This window comes from Streptomyces gilvosporeus (assembly GCF_002082195.1).
In the GTDB taxonomy this organism is placed as follows: Bacteria; Actinomycetota; Actinomycetes; order Streptomycetales; family Streptomycetaceae; genus Streptomyces; species Streptomyces gilvosporeus.
In genome coordinates this window covers 825,185-840,556 of sequence record NZ_CP020569.1, presented here as the reverse complement: position 1 = coordinate 840,556, position 15,372 = coordinate 825,185, and the positions used below count along the sequence as shown (strand labels likewise).

The 15,372-nt window shown below is 67.6% G+C and carries 15 protein-coding genes; 3 read left to right on the top strand and 12 right to left on the bottom strand.

What is annotated here, in order from left to right:
• Positions 1-11: 11 nt before the first annotated feature.
• Positions 12-1,094: a magnesium and cobalt transport protein CorA gene (locus tag B1H19_RS03955; RefSeq protein ID WP_083102971.1), complete on the bottom strand. Its 1,083-nt coding sequence runs from the start codon at positions 1,092-1,094 to the stop codon at positions 12-14.
• A gap of 124 nt (positions 1,095-1,218) precedes the next feature.
• Here B1H19_RS03955 and B1H19_RS03950 point away from each other — a divergent pair, with 124 nt between their 5' ends.
• Entirely contained in the window at positions 1,219-1,632 is a 414-nt protein-coding gene (locus tag B1H19_RS03950; protein ID WP_083102968.1) for an ArsR/SmtB family transcription factor, read from the top strand.
• Positions 1,633-1,665: 33 nt separating this feature from the next.
• On the opposite strand, the gene B1H19_RS03945 is transcribed toward B1H19_RS03950, so the two are convergent.
• The 3 genes from B1H19_RS03945 to B1H19_RS03935 form a co-directional block, all read right to left on the bottom strand.
• Positions 1,666-3,048 (bottom strand): ABC transporter ATP-binding protein, encoded by a 1,383-nt coding sequence (locus B1H19_RS03945; RefSeq protein ID WP_083102965.1) that lies wholly within the window; start codon positions 3,046-3,048, stop codon positions 1,666-1,668.
• A gap of 38 nt (positions 3,049-3,086) precedes the next feature.
• Positions 3,087-4,769 carry an ABC transporter permease gene (locus tag B1H19_RS03940; protein ID WP_237289112.1) on the bottom strand — a complete coding sequence of 561 codons (1,683 nt, stop codon included), beginning with the start codon at positions 4,767-4,769 and terminating at the stop codon, positions 3,087-3,089.
• Positions 4,770-5,318: 549 nt separating this feature from the next.
• On the bottom strand, positions 5,319-6,038 hold the full coding sequence (locus B1H19_RS03935) for a TetR/AcrR family transcriptional regulator (RefSeq protein WP_159027977.1): 720 nt from the start codon (positions 6,036-6,038) through the stop codon (positions 5,319-5,321).
• Between the two features lie 96 nt (positions 6,039-6,134).
• Between B1H19_RS03935 and B1H19_RS03930 the strand changes: the two genes are divergently transcribed.
• Together B1H19_RS03930 and B1H19_RS03925 are read left to right on the top strand one after the other, a co-directional pair.
• A complete protein-coding gene (locus B1H19_RS03930; RefSeq protein WP_083102957.1) occupies positions 6,135-6,482 on the top strand; it encodes a darcynin family protein in 348 nt (115 codons plus the stop codon).
• Positions 6,483-6,496: 14 nt separating this feature from the next.
• Positions 6,497-6,838: a cupredoxin domain-containing protein gene (locus B1H19_RS03925; RefSeq protein WP_203237093.1), complete on the top strand. Its 342-nt coding sequence runs from the start codon at positions 6,497-6,499 to the stop codon at positions 6,836-6,838.
• Positions 6,839-6,978: 140 nt separating this feature from the next.
• Here B1H19_RS03925 and B1H19_RS03920 read toward each other — a convergent pair whose 3' ends face one another.
• The 8 genes from B1H19_RS03920 to B1H19_RS03885 are packed head-to-tail and all read right to left on the bottom strand — an operon-like array spanning position 6,979 to position 15,324.
• Positions 6,979-7,287, bottom strand: coding sequence for an EthD family reductase (locus B1H19_RS03920; RefSeq protein ID WP_083102955.1), 309 nt, complete (start codon positions 7,285-7,287; stop codon positions 6,979-6,981).
• Between the two features lie 20 nt (positions 7,288-7,307).
• Positions 7,308-8,963, bottom strand: coding sequence for an alpha-keto acid decarboxylase family protein (locus B1H19_RS03915; protein WP_083102952.1), 1,656 nt, complete (start codon positions 8,961-8,963; stop codon positions 7,308-7,310).
• Positions 8,964-8,982: 19 nt separating this feature from the next.
• Entirely contained in the window at positions 8,983-9,798 is an 816-nt protein-coding gene (locus B1H19_RS03910; RefSeq protein WP_203237092.1) for an MBL fold metallo-hydrolase, read from the bottom strand.
• A gap of 29 nt (positions 9,799-9,827) precedes the next feature.
• On the bottom strand, positions 9,828-10,823 hold the full coding sequence (locus B1H19_RS03905) for a sugar phosphate isomerase/epimerase family protein (protein ID WP_083102946.1): 996 nt from the start codon (positions 10,821-10,823) through the stop codon (positions 9,828-9,830).
• A gap of 19 nt (positions 10,824-10,842) precedes the next feature.
• Positions 10,843-11,757, bottom strand: coding sequence for a myo-inosose-2 dehydratase (gene iolE, locus B1H19_RS03900; RefSeq protein WP_107425870.1), 915 nt, complete (start codon positions 11,755-11,757; stop codon positions 10,843-10,845).
• Positions 11,754-12,293: a hypothetical protein gene (locus tag B1H19_RS03895; RefSeq protein WP_083102944.1), complete on the bottom strand. Its 540-nt coding sequence runs from the start codon at positions 12,291-12,293 to the stop codon at positions 11,754-11,756. The genes iolE and B1H19_RS03895 overlap by 4 nt, the downstream gene beginning before the upstream one ends.
• The gene (locus tag B1H19_RS03890; protein WP_203237091.1) at positions 12,290-13,402 is read right to left on the bottom strand and encodes a ferritin-like domain-containing protein; all 1,113 of its coding nucleotides are present in this window, start codon (positions 13,400-13,402) and stop codon (positions 12,290-12,292) included. Before B1H19_RS03890 ends, B1H19_RS03895 begins: the two co-directional genes overlap by 4 nt.
• Positions 13,399-15,324: a GMC family oxidoreductase gene (locus B1H19_RS03885; RefSeq protein WP_083102941.1), complete on the bottom strand. Its 1,926-nt coding sequence runs from the start codon at positions 15,322-15,324 to the stop codon at positions 13,399-13,401. The genes B1H19_RS03890 and B1H19_RS03885 overlap by 4 nt, the downstream gene beginning before the upstream one ends.
• Positions 15,325-15,372 lie beyond the last annotated feature (48 nt).

Here is a 15,372-nt window from a genome sequence, read left to right as displayed (position 1 = left end):
CTGGCCGTCGTTCAGAGCCAGCCGACGCGGCGGAAGCCGCGGTGGAGGGCGAGGCAGGCGACGGCGATGGCGCCGAGGGCGAGGGGGTAGCCGTAGGTCCAGTGGAGTTCGGGCATGTAGTCGAAGTTCATGCCGTAGATGCCGCAGACCATGGTGGGGACGGCGATGATGGCGACCCAGGCGCTGATCTTGCGCATGTCCTCGTTCTGGGCGATGGAGACCTGGGCGAGGTGGGCCTGCAAAATCGAGTCGATCAGCGCGTCGAAGGCGCAGATCTGTTCGGCGACATGGGTGAGGTGGTCGGTGACGTCACGGAAGTACGGCCGGATGTCGGAGTCGACCAGTGCGCTCGGTGCGGTGGCGAGCGTCTGCAGGGGCCGGTCCAGAGGGGAGACGGCCCGCTTCAGCTCCAGGATTTCTCGTTTGAGCTGGTAGATCTGACCGACGTCGATGTGGTCGCGATCTTCGGAGAAGACGGCGGTCTCGGCGGTGTCGATGTCGTTCTGTACGGCGTCGGCGACCAGGAGGTAGTCGTCGACCACGTGGTCGGCTATCGCGTGCAGGACGGCGGAGGGGCCCTTGGCCAGCTGGTCGGGGGCCTGCTCCAGCGCTTCGCGGAGCGGGCCGAGCGAACCGTGGGCGCCGTGCCGGATGGTGATGACGAAGTCGGTGCCGGTGAAGACCATGAGTTCGCCGGTGTCCACCACCTCGCTGGTCGCGGTGAGTTCCTCGTGCTCGACGTAGCGAACCGTCTTGAACACGGAGAACAGCACGTCGCCGTAGCGCTCGACCTTGGGGCGCTGGTGTGCGTGCACGGCGTCCTCGACGGCGAGCGGGTGGAGGTCGAAGAGGTCGGCGAGGTCGGCGAACTCCGCCTCGGTGGGTTCGTGCAGCCCGATCCAGACGAAGCCGTTGTCCACCGTGCGGGCCTGCTCTATCGCCGCGCCGGGCGTGGCGGCGCCGGGCCGGCGCTCGCCGTCCTGGTAGACGATGCACTTCACCACCGCGCTGCCGAGCGGCGAGCGGGCGGGGTGACTGAGGTCCACGGCGCGGCGGTGGGCGGGGCGCACTTCGTGATGGAGTTTGCGGAGCATGGGCACGGGGTCCCCCCTCGGCGTTCGGTGACCGGTGGCCGGTGCGGCGCTGAACAGCGGCTTGCCGGCAGCGCGCGTGCCGCGGACGTGGCCGGATTCGCGTACTGCCGGTTAGCATACTTGCATGGGTACGCAAGTTTTGTCATGGGACGGCGAGGCCGCCGACCGGGCGGTGGCAGTGCTCAAGGCGGTCGCCGACCCGTCGCGCTACCGGCTGCTGTGGGCGCTGAGCCGCCAGGAGCTGCCGGTGAGCGCGCTCGCCGAGATGCTCGGGGCGCATGTCGCCGCGACCTCGCAGCATCTGGCGAAGCTGCGGGCGGCCGGTCTGGTGGAGTCCCGCCGGGAGGGCACCCGCATCTACTACCGCGCGGCCCAACAGGTGCGCGGTCTGCTGGAGGAGGCGACGCTGGTCGCGAACGCCGCGGCGGAGGCGAAGGGCGGGTCCGTCGAGGGGGCGCCGCGGTCCGCCGTCGCACAGGAGCAGCCCGCGGCCGCGGCCCGGCGGGTACGCGTCCGGCGACCGGTCACCGAGCACTGACGGTCCCGGCTCGGTCGGTATCGGGGGCGGTGGTCAGGACTGCTGCGCGCTGTCGTCGAGCCGGTACTCCTGCGGATCGGCGTCGTACGCGAACAGTTCGGCGTAGCGGCCCCAGTCGGTGGCGGTCTCCAGCTGCCTGGTGACCTGCTCGCTGGTGTAGTGGTGGGCCAACACGTCGCGGAAGAAGCCGGCGCGCACGGTGCCGCCGGCGTTCTGCCGCAGGCTGGTGGCGATCAGCCGGACCAGCGGGGCGCCCATCGCGGCCTCGGCGAAGATGGTCTTGGACTGCTGGACGTCGGCTCCGGCGAAGGTGGTGCCGCGCTCGGTGAGCAGCAGGTCGTCGCTGCTGAACTTGGCGAAGCCGAGCAGTTCGAGCGCATCGACGAGGGGAAGCACATCGTCGATCTCCAGGCCGAGGTCGTCGGCGAGATCGGCGAGGTCGCAGCTGCCGCCGCGATGGGCGATCATCTCGGCCAGTCCGGACAGCCCGTCGACACTGGCAGTGGGCAGCGGGGTGTTGGCAGGGGTGCGCTTGTCCTGCTCGACGGCTTCGGAGCGGCCCGGGAGCCGGGTCTCCTTGGCGCGTCCGGTCATGGTGCGGTAGACGCGGTCGATGAGGTCCTCGAAGGCCGCGGCGTTGCGGTCGCGGGGGCGGGCCAGGCCGACCTCGAAGGTCTCGCGGATCGTTCCGTAGGGGCGGGAGCCGAGGACGACGATGCGGTCGGCCATCAGGACCGCCTCCTCGATGTTGTGGGTGACGAGCACGATGGCACGGGTGGGGAACTGCCCCGACTCCCACAGTTCCATCAGCTCACCGCGCAGGTTCTCGGCGGTCAGGACGTCGAGGGCGGAGAAGGGCTCGTCCATCATCAGCACGTCCGGCTCGACGACCAGGGCGCGGGCGAAGCCGACGCGCTGGCGCATGCCACCGGAGAGTTCCTTGGGGTAGGCGGACTCGAAGCCGTCCAGGCCGATGAGGTCGATGGCCTGCCGGGCGGCGTCGGCGCGCTGGTCGGCGGGGACGCCGCGGGCTTCCAGGCCGAGTTCGACGTTCTGCTGGACGGTCAGCCACGGCAGCAGGGCGAAGGTCTGGAAGACCATGGCGGTGCCGGGGTTGGCGCCGGTCAGCGGCCGGTTCCGGTAGGCGACGGTGCCGGAGCTGGGCGGTACCAGCCCGGCCAGGCAGCGCAGCAGCGTCGATTTGCCCGAGCCGGACTTGCCGAGCAGCGCGACGACCTCACCGGCACGCACCTGGAGGTCGATGCCGGAGAGCACGGGCAGTTCGCCGTCGGCGCCCGCGTAGGTCTTGGTCAGGCCGGTGGTCTCCAGCAGGACGTCGCCGTCAGCGGCGCGGGAGGTGGTGGCGGTCAGTGGGCGGCCGGGGGCGCGCAGGTTGCGCAGGGCGTTCAGCACCATGACGGGCTCCAGGGAAGCAGAGATATGTGACGGAGGATCTAGAGGGCGTAGCGGGTGTCGGCGAGGCGGTACAGACGTCGCCAGAAGAAGCGGTTGAGGCCGACGACGTACAGGCTCATCACCGCCACGCCCGCGAGGAGGTGGGGGTAGTCGCCCGCGGCGGTCGCCTTGGCGATATAGGCGCCGAGACCGGTGGCGGTCAGCGTGGTCCCGCCGAATGTGACGACCTCGGACACGATGGACGCGTTCCAGGCGCCGCCCGAAGCGGTGATGCCGCCGGTGACGTACGAGGGGAAGATGCCGGGGAGGATCAGGCGCTTCCAGCGCTGCCAGCCGTGTACGCCCAGGTCGTCCATGGCCTCGCGCAGATCGGTGGGGATGGACATGGCGCCGGCGATGGTGTTGAAGAGGATGTACCACTGGGCGCCCAGTGCCATCAGCAGGATGCCGCCGACGTCGATCGACAGGCCCGTGCGCAGGAAGAACCAGACGGCCAGCGGGAAAAGGAAGTTGGCGGGGAAGCTGGCCAGGACCTGGACGACCGGCTGGGCGATCCGGGTCAGCCTCGGGGAGAAGCCGATCTTCACGCCGACCGGCACCCACACCAGTGTCGCGACGACGACGAGGACGACGACCCGGCCGAACGTGGCCAGGCCCAGCAGCAGCGGCTCACCGAAGACACCCAGGCCGGTGCGGTCGTCAAGGTAGTGGCCGAGGTCGATCAGCCCCCACAGGATCAGCCCGCCCGCGACGGCGCCGAAGGCGAGGTCACCGGTGCGTCGGCGCAACGGGTCGACGGTCAGTGGCCGGTCGTCGACGCCGAAGACCCGGCCGGCGGTGTCGAGCGCGCGGCCCACCGGGCGCAGCAGGCCGCCCAGCAGCTGCGGCCAGCTGGAGCGGCGCAGGAAGTCCAGAACCACGGAGCGCTGCACCTCGCTCGCCTCGGCCTGCTCGTTCTTGAACTTCTCCGCCCAGGCGGTCAGCGGCCGCCAGAAGAAGAAGTTCACGCCGATGACCATGACGGCCATGGTGAGGATGGCCCAGCCGACCCTGGCCAGGTCACCGTCGGCGATGGCCGCCCCGGCGTACGAACCGACGCCGGGAAGCGCGTAGCCCCGGTTGTTGACGCTGATCGCCTCGGAGGCGACCAGGAAGAACCAGCCGCCGCCGAAGCTCATCATGCCGTTCCAGACCAGTCCGATCATCCCGGACGGCAGCTCGACCTTCCAGAACCGCATCCACCGGGTGAAGCGGAAGGACCGCGACAGCTCGTCGAGTTCGCGCGGCAGCGAGGCCAGCGAGGAATAGAAGCCGAACGTCATGTTCCACGCCTGCGAGGTGAAGATCGCGAAGATCGCCGCACACTCCAGGCCCAGCATCGAACCGGGGAACAACGCGATGAACCCGCTCACGGCGACGGTCAGGAACCCCAGCACCGGCACCGACTGAAGGATGTCCAACGCCGGGATCAGGATCCGCTCCAGCCGACGGCTCTTGGCCGCCGCGTAGGCATAGACGAAGGTGAAGACGGTGGACAGGAGAAGCGCGACGAACATACGCAGCAGCGAGCGCGCCGCGTCGTAGGGCAGTTGCCCGGGGTCGGTGTTCACCTTCGCCGACTGGCTGGTGGAGAAGGAGACCGTGGTCCCCTGCCCGACCCGCAACGTCAGGTAGAGCAGTACCAGCACGGCGGCGGCGACCACCGCGTCCACCCAGGTCATACGGGACAGCCGGCCCTTCCCCAAGCTCTCAACTGAGTTCGAGCAGGGGATACCCCTATCCCGAGAGGGGAGCGAGGCCCGCGAGGCGGGGCTGTCCGGCCGGAACGACATCACAGGAACCTCCGGCCACGCCGAGACCGGACCCCGCCGGGGTGCGGTGGTGCACCCGGGCAGCCCGGTCGGCGTGGAGAGAATGGGAACGAAGAGGGAATGACCGCGGCGGATCGTGGAACACGGCCGGCGCGGCAGCCCCCTGGAGCACGGCCCGGCCTGGTCAGGCGCATGGGCACGGCGCGGCGCCGGTGCAGGGGACGGAGGTCAGAGGCTGCCTGAGAGGCAGCACGGACTGGGAGGGTCTTCGCACATGGCTGCCTCCTCCGGTGCTGTGCTGAGTAGGGAACGGCACCGGCCTGGCACACACGATGCGCCAGGCAACATGCCGCGGGAAAAGTCTGCCGTTTATTGCGTCGATACGCAAATATCGCTGCTTTGGGGGCGCTGCCTGGGTCTCACCCGGCGGCAGGCATTCTTGTCTCCGTCCGCGGCTGACTACCTGTCGGTTTCCCCCAAGGCGGTCAGGACGTCGCGGACGGTGTGCTCGAAGAGCGGCTCGGGGTCGGCCAGGGCGAAGTCGAGGTGGCCGAAGACCTCTACGGCCACGGCTCCGTACAGGCGGGCCCAGCAGGAGACGAAGACGTAGAGGATTTCCAGGGGCACGGGTTCGCCCGCCAGGTGCTCGCGTACCTCCTCCAGCTGGGCGATCCACGAGGGATCCAGGTCGGTGGGCGGATGGATGCCGCCCTGGCGCCAGAGCCGGACCATCAGGTCCAGGAGGACGGCACCGAAGCGCCAGCTGGAGTCGTGCGCGGCCGTTCCGGGCGCGGTGTCGGCGTCGGTGACCGGTTTGGCGAACAGCAGCCCGAACTCGCGGGGATGGGCCAGTGCCCAACGGCGCAGCTCCCGGCACACCTCCCGGAGCTGTCGGCCCGGCTCGGCGGCCGGATGGTGTTCGCGTGCCTGCGTCAGGGCCGCGGCGAGCTCGTCGTACAGGTGCGAGGTCAGCGCCTGGATCAGGTCACGGTGGCTGGCGTAGTAGCGGTAGAGGCCGGGGGCGGTCATGCCCATGTCCCGTGCGATCGCCCGCAGCGTGACGGCGGACGGCCCCTCGTCCACCAGTAGCCGGCGGCCGGTGCGGAGGATCTCGGCCAGCGCCTCTTCGCGGACGCGGTGACGACGCCCTCCGGCTGCGGTTCCCGACGTGCTCGGCACGGCCGTGCACCCGCCTTCCCTTGACAAAGTTAACACCTATAACTTTAGCTTACCCCGAAAGTTAACGGTGTTAGCAAATCTCTGCGGGGGATCCTGATGAACTACGGCATCGTGCTCACCTACACGGTCACGCCGCGCTGGCTGGCCCTGTCGCGTGAGCAGCGCAACGCGATGCGCGCCGCCCACCTGGAGCCGGTCTTCGCCGCCTACGCGGACAGGGTCACGGCCCGGTTCTTCGACGCCGAGGCGTTCAACGGACGCATCTCGGACTTCGCCGTGCTGGAGACGGACGACCTGGGCGCCTACTACTTCCTCATCGAAGCGCTGCGGGACACCCCGGTCATCGCCGAGGGCTATCTGACCTTCGGCGAGGTCTTCCTGGGCATCGAGGACGGCTTCGCCGCGTACGAGCAGACCCTCGCGGCCGGGACGGGACCCCGATGACCGGGAGCGGACCGGTGTCGGTGCGTCGGTGGCCGTTGGGGCTGCTGTGCACGGTTGCGGTGATGGTGCTGCTGGACACCCTGGTACAGGCGGCCCTGGCCGGTCTGTTCGTCACCGGAGACAGCCGGGTACCGGCCCGCCTTTCACCCGCCTTCGCCACCCACTCCCCGGGCGGGACGCTGCCGGAGCGCGCCTTCAACTTCCGCCGCACACACGGTGCAGACGAGCGGCAGTTGTGGACGGTCAACGGGCGGCCGTTCAGCGTCGACGCGGTGCTGGCCACGCGGCGACTGGGACACCGTGGACGTCCGACCCTACGAAGTGGTCGAAGTCCTCGCATGGTTCACCGGGTATAAGAGGCGCTACACGCTGCATCGCCACAACCTCGAACACGCCCGACGCCCCCGCAGCGTCATGCGACAGCCCGCCCGGCCATGGGGCATATCGGGTGGTCAGCCGCTGACGGCGAGGGCGCCGCGCGTCGGAAGAATCGAGGTCAGGCTTCCTCGACATCTGCGAAGAGGAGCCGCACACCGCCGGTCGCCAGCTCGAACGCCTTGGCGACAAACGCCGCTGCCTCTTCGGTCGTTACGGCCCGGCTGGCCGCATCGTAGTCGGTGAAGTACATGTCGAGTACGCGATAAGCCGGCGTCGCGCTGCCATCCTCCTTCGGCCAGACCTTCGCGCTCTCGATCCTCTTGACTCCGGGGATCTTCTTCGCCAGTGCGATCTGCTCGTGGTGATCGGCCTCGAAGGCCTCGGGGGATTTCGGGTTCTCGTAGATTGCGGTGATCTTCGTCGGCATTGTTCTCTCCTCGTGTCCTGCTACTGGGCTTTCCACTTGGCATTGTCGGGAATCGATTTGTCCGGTACTCGGACCTGGATGATGGAGGGACTGTTCGCGTTCTTCAGAGCACCGGTGACGGCATCCCTCAGCTCTCCATACGTGCCGACTTCCCAACCCCGGCAACCGAACACCTCGGAGAGCATGCTGTAATTCCACCGGTGCAGGACGCACGGTTTGTAGAACGGCTTGTCGGCATGGAAGACCGATGCATCGGCGAGCCACTGCTCCACGGCGTAGACGCCGTTGTCAATGATGAAGATGATCGGGTTGAGCTTGAAACGAGTCTGCGTCGAGAGACATTGGGCGGTCATCTGGAAGCCGCCGTCACCCGTGAAGACCATGACCCTTTGGTCGGGTCGCTTTGCCAGGCAGATACCCGTCGCAGCCGCCGCGCTGTAGCCTATCGATGAGTAGGACGACTGAACGACGAACCCGCCCGGCCCCGGCACTTCGAGCAGCAAACTTCCGAAGTAGTTCATGCTCGCGTCGGCGCTGACGACGGTGTTCCTGTCGATGTACTGCTGGATGAAGTTGTAGAACCCCTGGTACGTGATCACATCGGACGAGCCCACGGTCCGCGCGCTCTGCGCCAGATTCTGCGGCAACCTCCGCGCTTTGGGTGCCACTTTTTCGGCCAGTATGCCGTCGATCAGGTGCTCCAGCGCGACCTGCCCGCCGAAGTAGGTTCCGAACTTGACCGCGTCGAACGACGCAAATGCGGTCTTGTCGTAGTCCGGTTCCCAGCCCAACGAGTTGATGTCGGTCAGCCATACGCCGAGGCCCAGGACGAAATCGGATGTCGCGGCCAGCTCCGTCACGGCCGGCGACGATGCCTGGCCGTCCAGCACGCCGGCAAACAGAGCGTCGTCTTCGGAGAGGACGGCCTTACTGAGGAGTTCCGTGACGAAGGGGACGTTCAGTTGCTGTATCAGGCTCATGGCCTTGTCCTGAAGGCCGAGCCGGTCGATCTCTACGCCCAACCAGACGAGCGGGTTCTCGGCGCTTTCCAGCTGTGCGCAGATCCGTGCGACCGACTGTTCCAGGCTGGTCTCGTCCGATAGGGTCCTGGCCGGCTTCAGAACGCCCCTCGGCGGCTCGCACTCCAAGTCGACCATGTCCTGGAGGAGTTCGATGTAGATCGGGCGTCGTTCGGTTATGCACCGGGTCAGTGCATAATCTATGAGCGTCGGCGCAAGGTCCGGGCTGTCGACTCGTATGGTGGCGACCGTTATATGCTCGAACGACTGCATATCTGTTTCACGGCCGCTGATGAAGTGATGCGCACTGAAACCGGTCTGCTCGAAGGTGAGAGTCTTCTTGATGCTCGGTGTGCCATTGATCAGCACGAGCGGCACCTTCTCGACGTAGGCGCCGGCGACCGCGTTCACGGCACACAATGCGCCCGCGGAGTAGGTCACACAGAGGGCCCCGATACCCTTCAGTCTCGCGTACCCGTCCGCTGCATAACCGGCGTTTACCTCGTTGACTTCCTCGATGATTTCGATGCTGCTCGGTGTGACATACCGGTTCAGCCACTCTATCGAGTAGTCGCCCGCGATGGAAAACAGATGCCCCAGCCCCAGTTGACGGAGCCGATCGACCAGGTACCGTCCAACGGTGGAACCCTCGCTCATGGTGTGATCCCCTCCGCCGTCAGTAGTCGCTCGCGCTGCCGAACAGCCGGGGCATGTAGATGTCGAAGATCCCCGGGCATTTGCGTTCCGGATACCGCTGCAGCATGAAAGCCTTGAAGGCGTCGTCCGCCAGTCCGTTGCCGATTGCCTGCCGAGCGGTCGACAGATACTCGACGTTCCGGGCGACCTCATTCTTGTCGGCCGGCAGGCCGTGACCCGGCAGGAACAACTCGTAGTCCGACACCAGCATTTCTTGGAGCACCCGAATCCAGTGGTCCAGGTGTTTCGTGAGGTACAGATGGGTGCCGCTGTAGAGCAGGTCCTGAGCGACATACACTCCCAGCTCAGGGAGCCTGATGGTGAGGTGGTAGTCGATTTCGGTGTCTGTTACGCGATCGAAGACATACCTGACCCCGTCGATCGTCTCCCCTCCGGGGCTGACGACCTGCTTGGGAACGACGATGTGCTCGGGAACGAGATCACCGAGTTTCCAGTGGTCACTTCTGGAGTCCTCCCCATGCTCCTGGATGAAGTCCATGGTTTCGGACAACGCGTAGATCTCGATGTCGCTGAACGCGGCCCCCAGGCCGAACCAGTGGTCAGGGTGCCGGTGCGAGAGGTACAGCCGGTCGATCGGCTTGCCCAGGCTGTCTGCGTAGTCCCTGAACGCCCTTGCGTAAGGAACGAGGAACTGCCCATCGACGAGGACCAGTTGGTTTCTGGTTTCGATGATGTGCGTGGCGTTCGCAATGTTGTTGTACGCGAAGGAGGCGACGAAGGTGTGAATACGGACATCGCCTTCCCGCTTCACGACCATGATGAGGGGATCTGACACCTGAGCCAGCATGCGGGACCTTTCCGAGGTTATGAGATGTGCTCTCGCAGTTCCGCCAACGCAGCCCTCGCGACGTCGTAGGCGCTGTCCACGCCCGGTACCGGGTCGTCCTCGCCCGGCCGCCAGAAGCGCCGGCGCGCCATGCGCATGGAGTTGTCGAACGGCGGGATCGCGTTGAACACTTCGATCAGGTACGGCCCGCGATAGACCGGCTCGATCTCGTTCAGGATGATGTCCCACGGGATCCAGCTGTCTTTCACCGCACCCCGGTCGGGTGCGGATATGTGGACGTAGGAGAGTCGATCCTTCCGTACGGCTCGCGCGATATTGCCCTTGAAGACCGATGGCCCCTGGCTTTCCATCACGACTTGCGCGGTGTCGATGGTGACGCCGCCCTGCGTGTTCTGGAGGCCATCGAGGAAGTCGAGTACCTCCGAGACCATGTTGGGCGGGGGAGTCTCCCAGCTCTTGACGGGCTCGATGGCGAGCTGCACTCCGCGCGCCGCTGCGTACTCCGACAGCTCTTCGAAGACGGAACGGGCCGCGTGATAGCGGGGCTTCATCCAGTCCTGGAGGGCGTCGCTCCACAGCGGTTCATTGGTGTCCGTGAGCGGAAAGACGCCGTAGGGGTAGAGGAAGGGCCCCGACATGATCGAGTCGCCGCCCAGAACCCGCGTGATGTCCACGCGTGACTTGAGGTAGGACAGGGCCTGTCTGCGCTGCTCCTCGTACGGTGACGTCGGGTCGAAAGTCCGCGTGGTTCCGACGTTGGTGGTGAACTTCGCCTCCTGCAGCCCTGCCTGGTCGAATGCCTTCTTGAGAGCGACATAGCTGTCGGTCTCCAGCTTGTGGTTGACGGTCGCGGGCTGGGAGGCGATGTGCACGTCGAAGCCGTCGTAGCCCATGTCGGTGAGGGCCTTCAGATGATTGATCAGGACTGCGGTATAGCGTGAGTCCTGCGGCCTCAAATCGGCCGTGAACATGAAGAAGCTGAAGAACACGTCCCGTTTGAATGTCGCGTTCATTCCCGGTGTCCTCCGTTCGCTACCAGCCCAAGACGTCGGCGAGATAGGCGCGGGCCTTCTTGGCGTACTCGAGCGGGTTGGCCTTGTTCGGATCCTGCTCGGCCTCGACGACCAGCCACCCCTGGTAGCCGGCGTCGGCCAGCACCTCGAGGATGGGCCGGAAGTCGATCGCGCCGTCGCCGGGCACGGTGAAGACGCCGAGTTCGACGCCCTCCTGGAACGACAGACCTTCTTCACGCACCCGGCTCACGACCTCGGGCCGGATGCTCTTCATGTGGACGTGGCCGATGCGGTCGGCGTGAGCCCGGGCCAGTTCCAGTGGATCGTCGCCGGCAAAGGCGATGTGGGCGGTGTCGAGCAGGAGGTGCACGAGGTCCGGATCGGTCGAGGCCATCAACCGGTCGACATCGGCCCGGGTCATGACGCCGGTACCCATGTGGTGGTGATAGCTGAGCTTCATCCCGACCGAGCCCGCGATCTTGCCGAGCTCGTCCAGGCCCCACGTCAAGGCGTCCCATTGGGCGTCGGTGAAAACCGGGCGGTTGGCGAACACGTCGACGGGGAGCAGGTGCGACGACGCCCCGAACTCGGCCACGACCAACTCGGTCCCGCCCAGCGCCTTGACATGGGCCAGTGTCTTCTCGAAGGCGGCGATCGTCTTGTGCCGCATCTTGTCGATCGTGAAGTACGTGCTCGTCCAGGGCTCGGACACCCGTAGACCGCGCAGATCGAGGGCGGCCTTGAGCACGGCGGCGTCCGAGGGGTACTTGTGCCCGATGCTGCAGCCCTGGAAGCCGGCGAGCGCCATCTCGCTCACGGCCTGGCCGAAGGAGATGCCGGCGTCGATGGCGGGGAAGTCGTCGTTCCACCACAGGGTGCAGCAGACGCCGAGCTTCACCTTGTCCGGGCCGAGGCGATGCGCCAAGTCGGTCATTTCGTCGCCCCATTCAGGTAGCGGTCCTCGATGCGGGGTGGCTGAGCCCAGGAGCCGTAACCGGGGGCCTTCGCACCGGGCGGATTGGCCCCGATGGCCCGCCACAGCAGCCCCTCCTGGTAGGCGGCGGCGGTGACCGCGGGGGTTTCGGCCGCCGTGCGGGCCCCGTAGCAGTCGATCCACTCGGGTGGCAGCGGGTACCACGTCCCGGCGTACCAGAGCTTGATCACGTTACGGGCCACCGGGCCGATGCGGTCGTCGCTGAAGATCCGGTGGCGCAGGGCGCGGTCGAGCAGAGCGCGGTCGAGCAAGGCCGGGTCGGGCAGGGCCCGGTCATGGCCGCGGGCATCAACGGCCGCGTGCGCCCGGGCTGCCCGGTGGGCGTCCAGGAGGGCGGTGACGACCTCATCGCCGCAGGCGGCCCGCACTGTGGCCAGGTAAGGGCGGGCCAGACCGGTGCCGAGCAGTGCCGTCTCTTCAAAGGCGGTCAGGTCGACCGACAGGGAGAGGAACTCCTCGAACGACGGGGCGGTCACCGCGTCACCCCCTGGGCACTCTCGCCGGCGGCCGGTGCAGCCTCCGGATCGGCCCCGAATGCGGCCGGGATCTCGAAGGTGGGAGCGGCGTGCAGGCCGTCGCTGCCCGGCAGGGGGTTGCGTACCAGAAGGTTGAACCCGTCGCGCAGCCGGAACATGTCGCAGACGGCGTCCTGTAGGAGGCCCGGCCGCCCGTTGAACGCCTTGGTGAGCAGGACGAGGAAGGCCCGGTAGGCGACGTTGAAGTCCAGGGCGGCACGGGCGAGTTCCGAACCCGCCGGGTAGTCGGCCAGCCGGGCACTCACCTTCACCTTGTACACGTCGTCCCAGGCGACGCTGAGCGGCGGCCCCGACGGTGCGTCGGGGGCGTCGCCCACCTGGTAGTAGCGGCCGAGCTGCAACTGCCGGAACCGGTAGTAGTGGGCCAGCTCCCCGTCCGCGTCGTGGACGCCGGAGTCGAGGCCCTCGCCCTGAGCGGCGATGAAGCGCAGCGCCCGGCAGGCCGAGTCCAGGTCGGATACGACGATCACCGCCCCGCCGCCGGAGTAGAAGTACTCGGGCCCCACCTGCAGGGCCGGATCCCCGGAGAAGAGCTTGGGGTCGTCGGCCGCCACCCTCTCCAGCCCTTCGATGATCTCTGCGTAGAACTCGCCGATGCTGTAGTAGCGCATCCCCTCGGCCGTCGGGCTGAAGGCGAGTACCGGATTTCCGTCGTCCGGTGTGCGCAGCAGCCGTGCGTCGGCATTGGGGGCCTGGCGCGGCCGCTCGATCTTGCAGAACGTCTCCACCGCCTCGGGGGACAGGGGCCGCAGCTCGACGGTGAAGTCGGTCTCCCCGTCGGGCAGGTAGGCCGGGTAGGACGGCACGAAGCCGGGGCGGGTCAGGTCGGGCCGCCCCCCAATGGCGTTCAGGACGTTGGCGACGAGGGTCAGGTGCAGCATCTCCTCCACCGCGACCACCCGGATGATGTGTGCGGCGTCGGAGTTGGTGGTGGGCTGTATGGAGTAGTACGCGGTCAGGTACGGGGGGATGGTCGCGTGTTCGAGGGCCATCGCCACGTGCAGATAGCTGATCAGGTCGTCACGGTCGTTGATGGACGATGCGGTCACCGGGCCACCTCCTGAGGCCGGTTGTGGCCGTTTCCGGTCGAGGTGACGGTGATCGGTGCGGTCTCGGCGTCGAGCTGGGCCAGCATGGCCCGGACGCTGCGCAGGCACAGGGCGGCGATGGTGAGCGTCACGTTCGATGTGCCCACGGTGGGCATGCTTCCCCCGCCGACCAGATAGAGGTTCTCGTGATCCCAGCACCGCTGATCCGGGTTGACCACCGAGGTCGACGGGGTGCGGCCCATCGTGTGGGTGCCGGCGAGGTGGTTGCCCCCTCGGATCTCGTATCCCTCGCCGGCGTGGACGGCGTAGCCCCAGAAGTTCGGGTCGTACTGGGTGTGGTCCTCGGCACCGAGGCGGGCGAAGATCCGTCGCGACAGCTGCCTGGCGTATGCCACCCCCCGCATCGTGTAGTCGGGGATGTCGTAGGTGAGGACGGGCCGCATGTTCCCCAGGTGGTCGGTGTAGGACGGGTCCACGGTGATCCGGTTGCTCGGGTTGGCGGGGACCTCGACCATGAACGCCAACTGCAGCTGGCGGGACACCCGGTCCACCAGGCCCTGGCGGAGGGACTCGCCGTAACGGCCACCGGCGTCCACCAGGTCGATCAGGTCGGTCATCGGCGCCCCCCGGGCCCAGCCCCAGCCGTCGTTGTGGATGTCGACGCTGAATGCCGCCTGGCGGCGGCGGAAGCGGCCCCCGCGCAGGTCGGTGATGCCGCCCGTGCAGTTCGTGCCCCGGAAGGTGCCGGCCACCTCTGGCAGCAGGGCCCACGCCAACAGATAGGCGTGGTCCATGAAGTTGCGCCCCATCAGGCCGCTGGAGCTGCGCAGGCCGGAGGCCAGCATCAGCCGAGGGTTCTCCACCGCGTTGGCGGCCAGGATGAACAGCCGTCCCCGGGCTCGCACGGTGGTGAAGCCGGGACTGTCGGGCCGGTCGTAGCGGCGGTACTCGATCTCGGTCACCCGGCGGGTCCGCTCGTCGACGTGCACCTTGTAGGCCACCGCCTGGGCCACCAGGTCGACCCGGCCGCTCTGGAGGGCCACCGCGAGGGTCTTGCCGGCGTGGTACTTGGCCTGTACCGGGCAGATGGGCACGCAGTTGTTGTTGCCCTGGCACCGCCCGCCGACCTCGACCTGGTACGTGCTCACTGCACCTCGCGGCCGGTAGCCCTTCCCGCCGTCGTACGCGGGGTTCGGTATCCCGTTCCGCCCCTGCGGGAACGGCCGGACCCGCAGCTCGCGTCGCTCCCCGTCGAGCTCGACCGGCATCCCGTCGAGGTCTTTGGCGACCGTCCGGTCCAGGTACGACAGGGGCAGGCCCTTCATCGGGAACACGTAGCCCTCGTCGAAGGCGATCCCGAGGTAGGCCTGGTCCTTCACATCGGCGGAGACGCCGATCTCGCGTTCGGCCTCGTTGTAGTACGGGGCGAGGTCCTCGTAGGCGAGCGGCCAGTCGGCTCCCTCGCCGTAGAGCGTATGCATGCGGAAGTCCTCGGGGAGCATCCGCAGCGTCTTGGCCTCCCAGTGCATGGTGGTGCCGCCGAGCACCCGGGTATAGGTGGTGTCGGTGGCGAAGGGCCCGCTCTGGACGATGTAGGCCGAGGTGTCGGGCGCGCCCGGGACGATACGCCGTGCGTCGGTGCCGCGGGGCATCGGGGCGTTGGCGACGACCGGGTAGGGAGACTGGTTGTCCTTGCTGGCGGCCGAGTAGAAGCGGTCGAGGTAGCTCTCGTAGCCCCTCAGCGTGAGATCCTCGGCCGGGCCCGCTTCGAGTAGCAGTACCCTCTTGCCGGCGTCGCTCAGCCGCGAGGCGATGAGGGCGCCGGCGATCCCGCCGCCGACGATGACGGCGTCGTAGAGAACCTCGGACGCCGCCGCGGGGTCGGTGCGCTGCGCCGCCCCCTCGGGGAACTTCGCGTACATGGGGCAGTCACTCCTCCGCTGCCAAGCGCGGCCGGGGCCGGTGTGGTG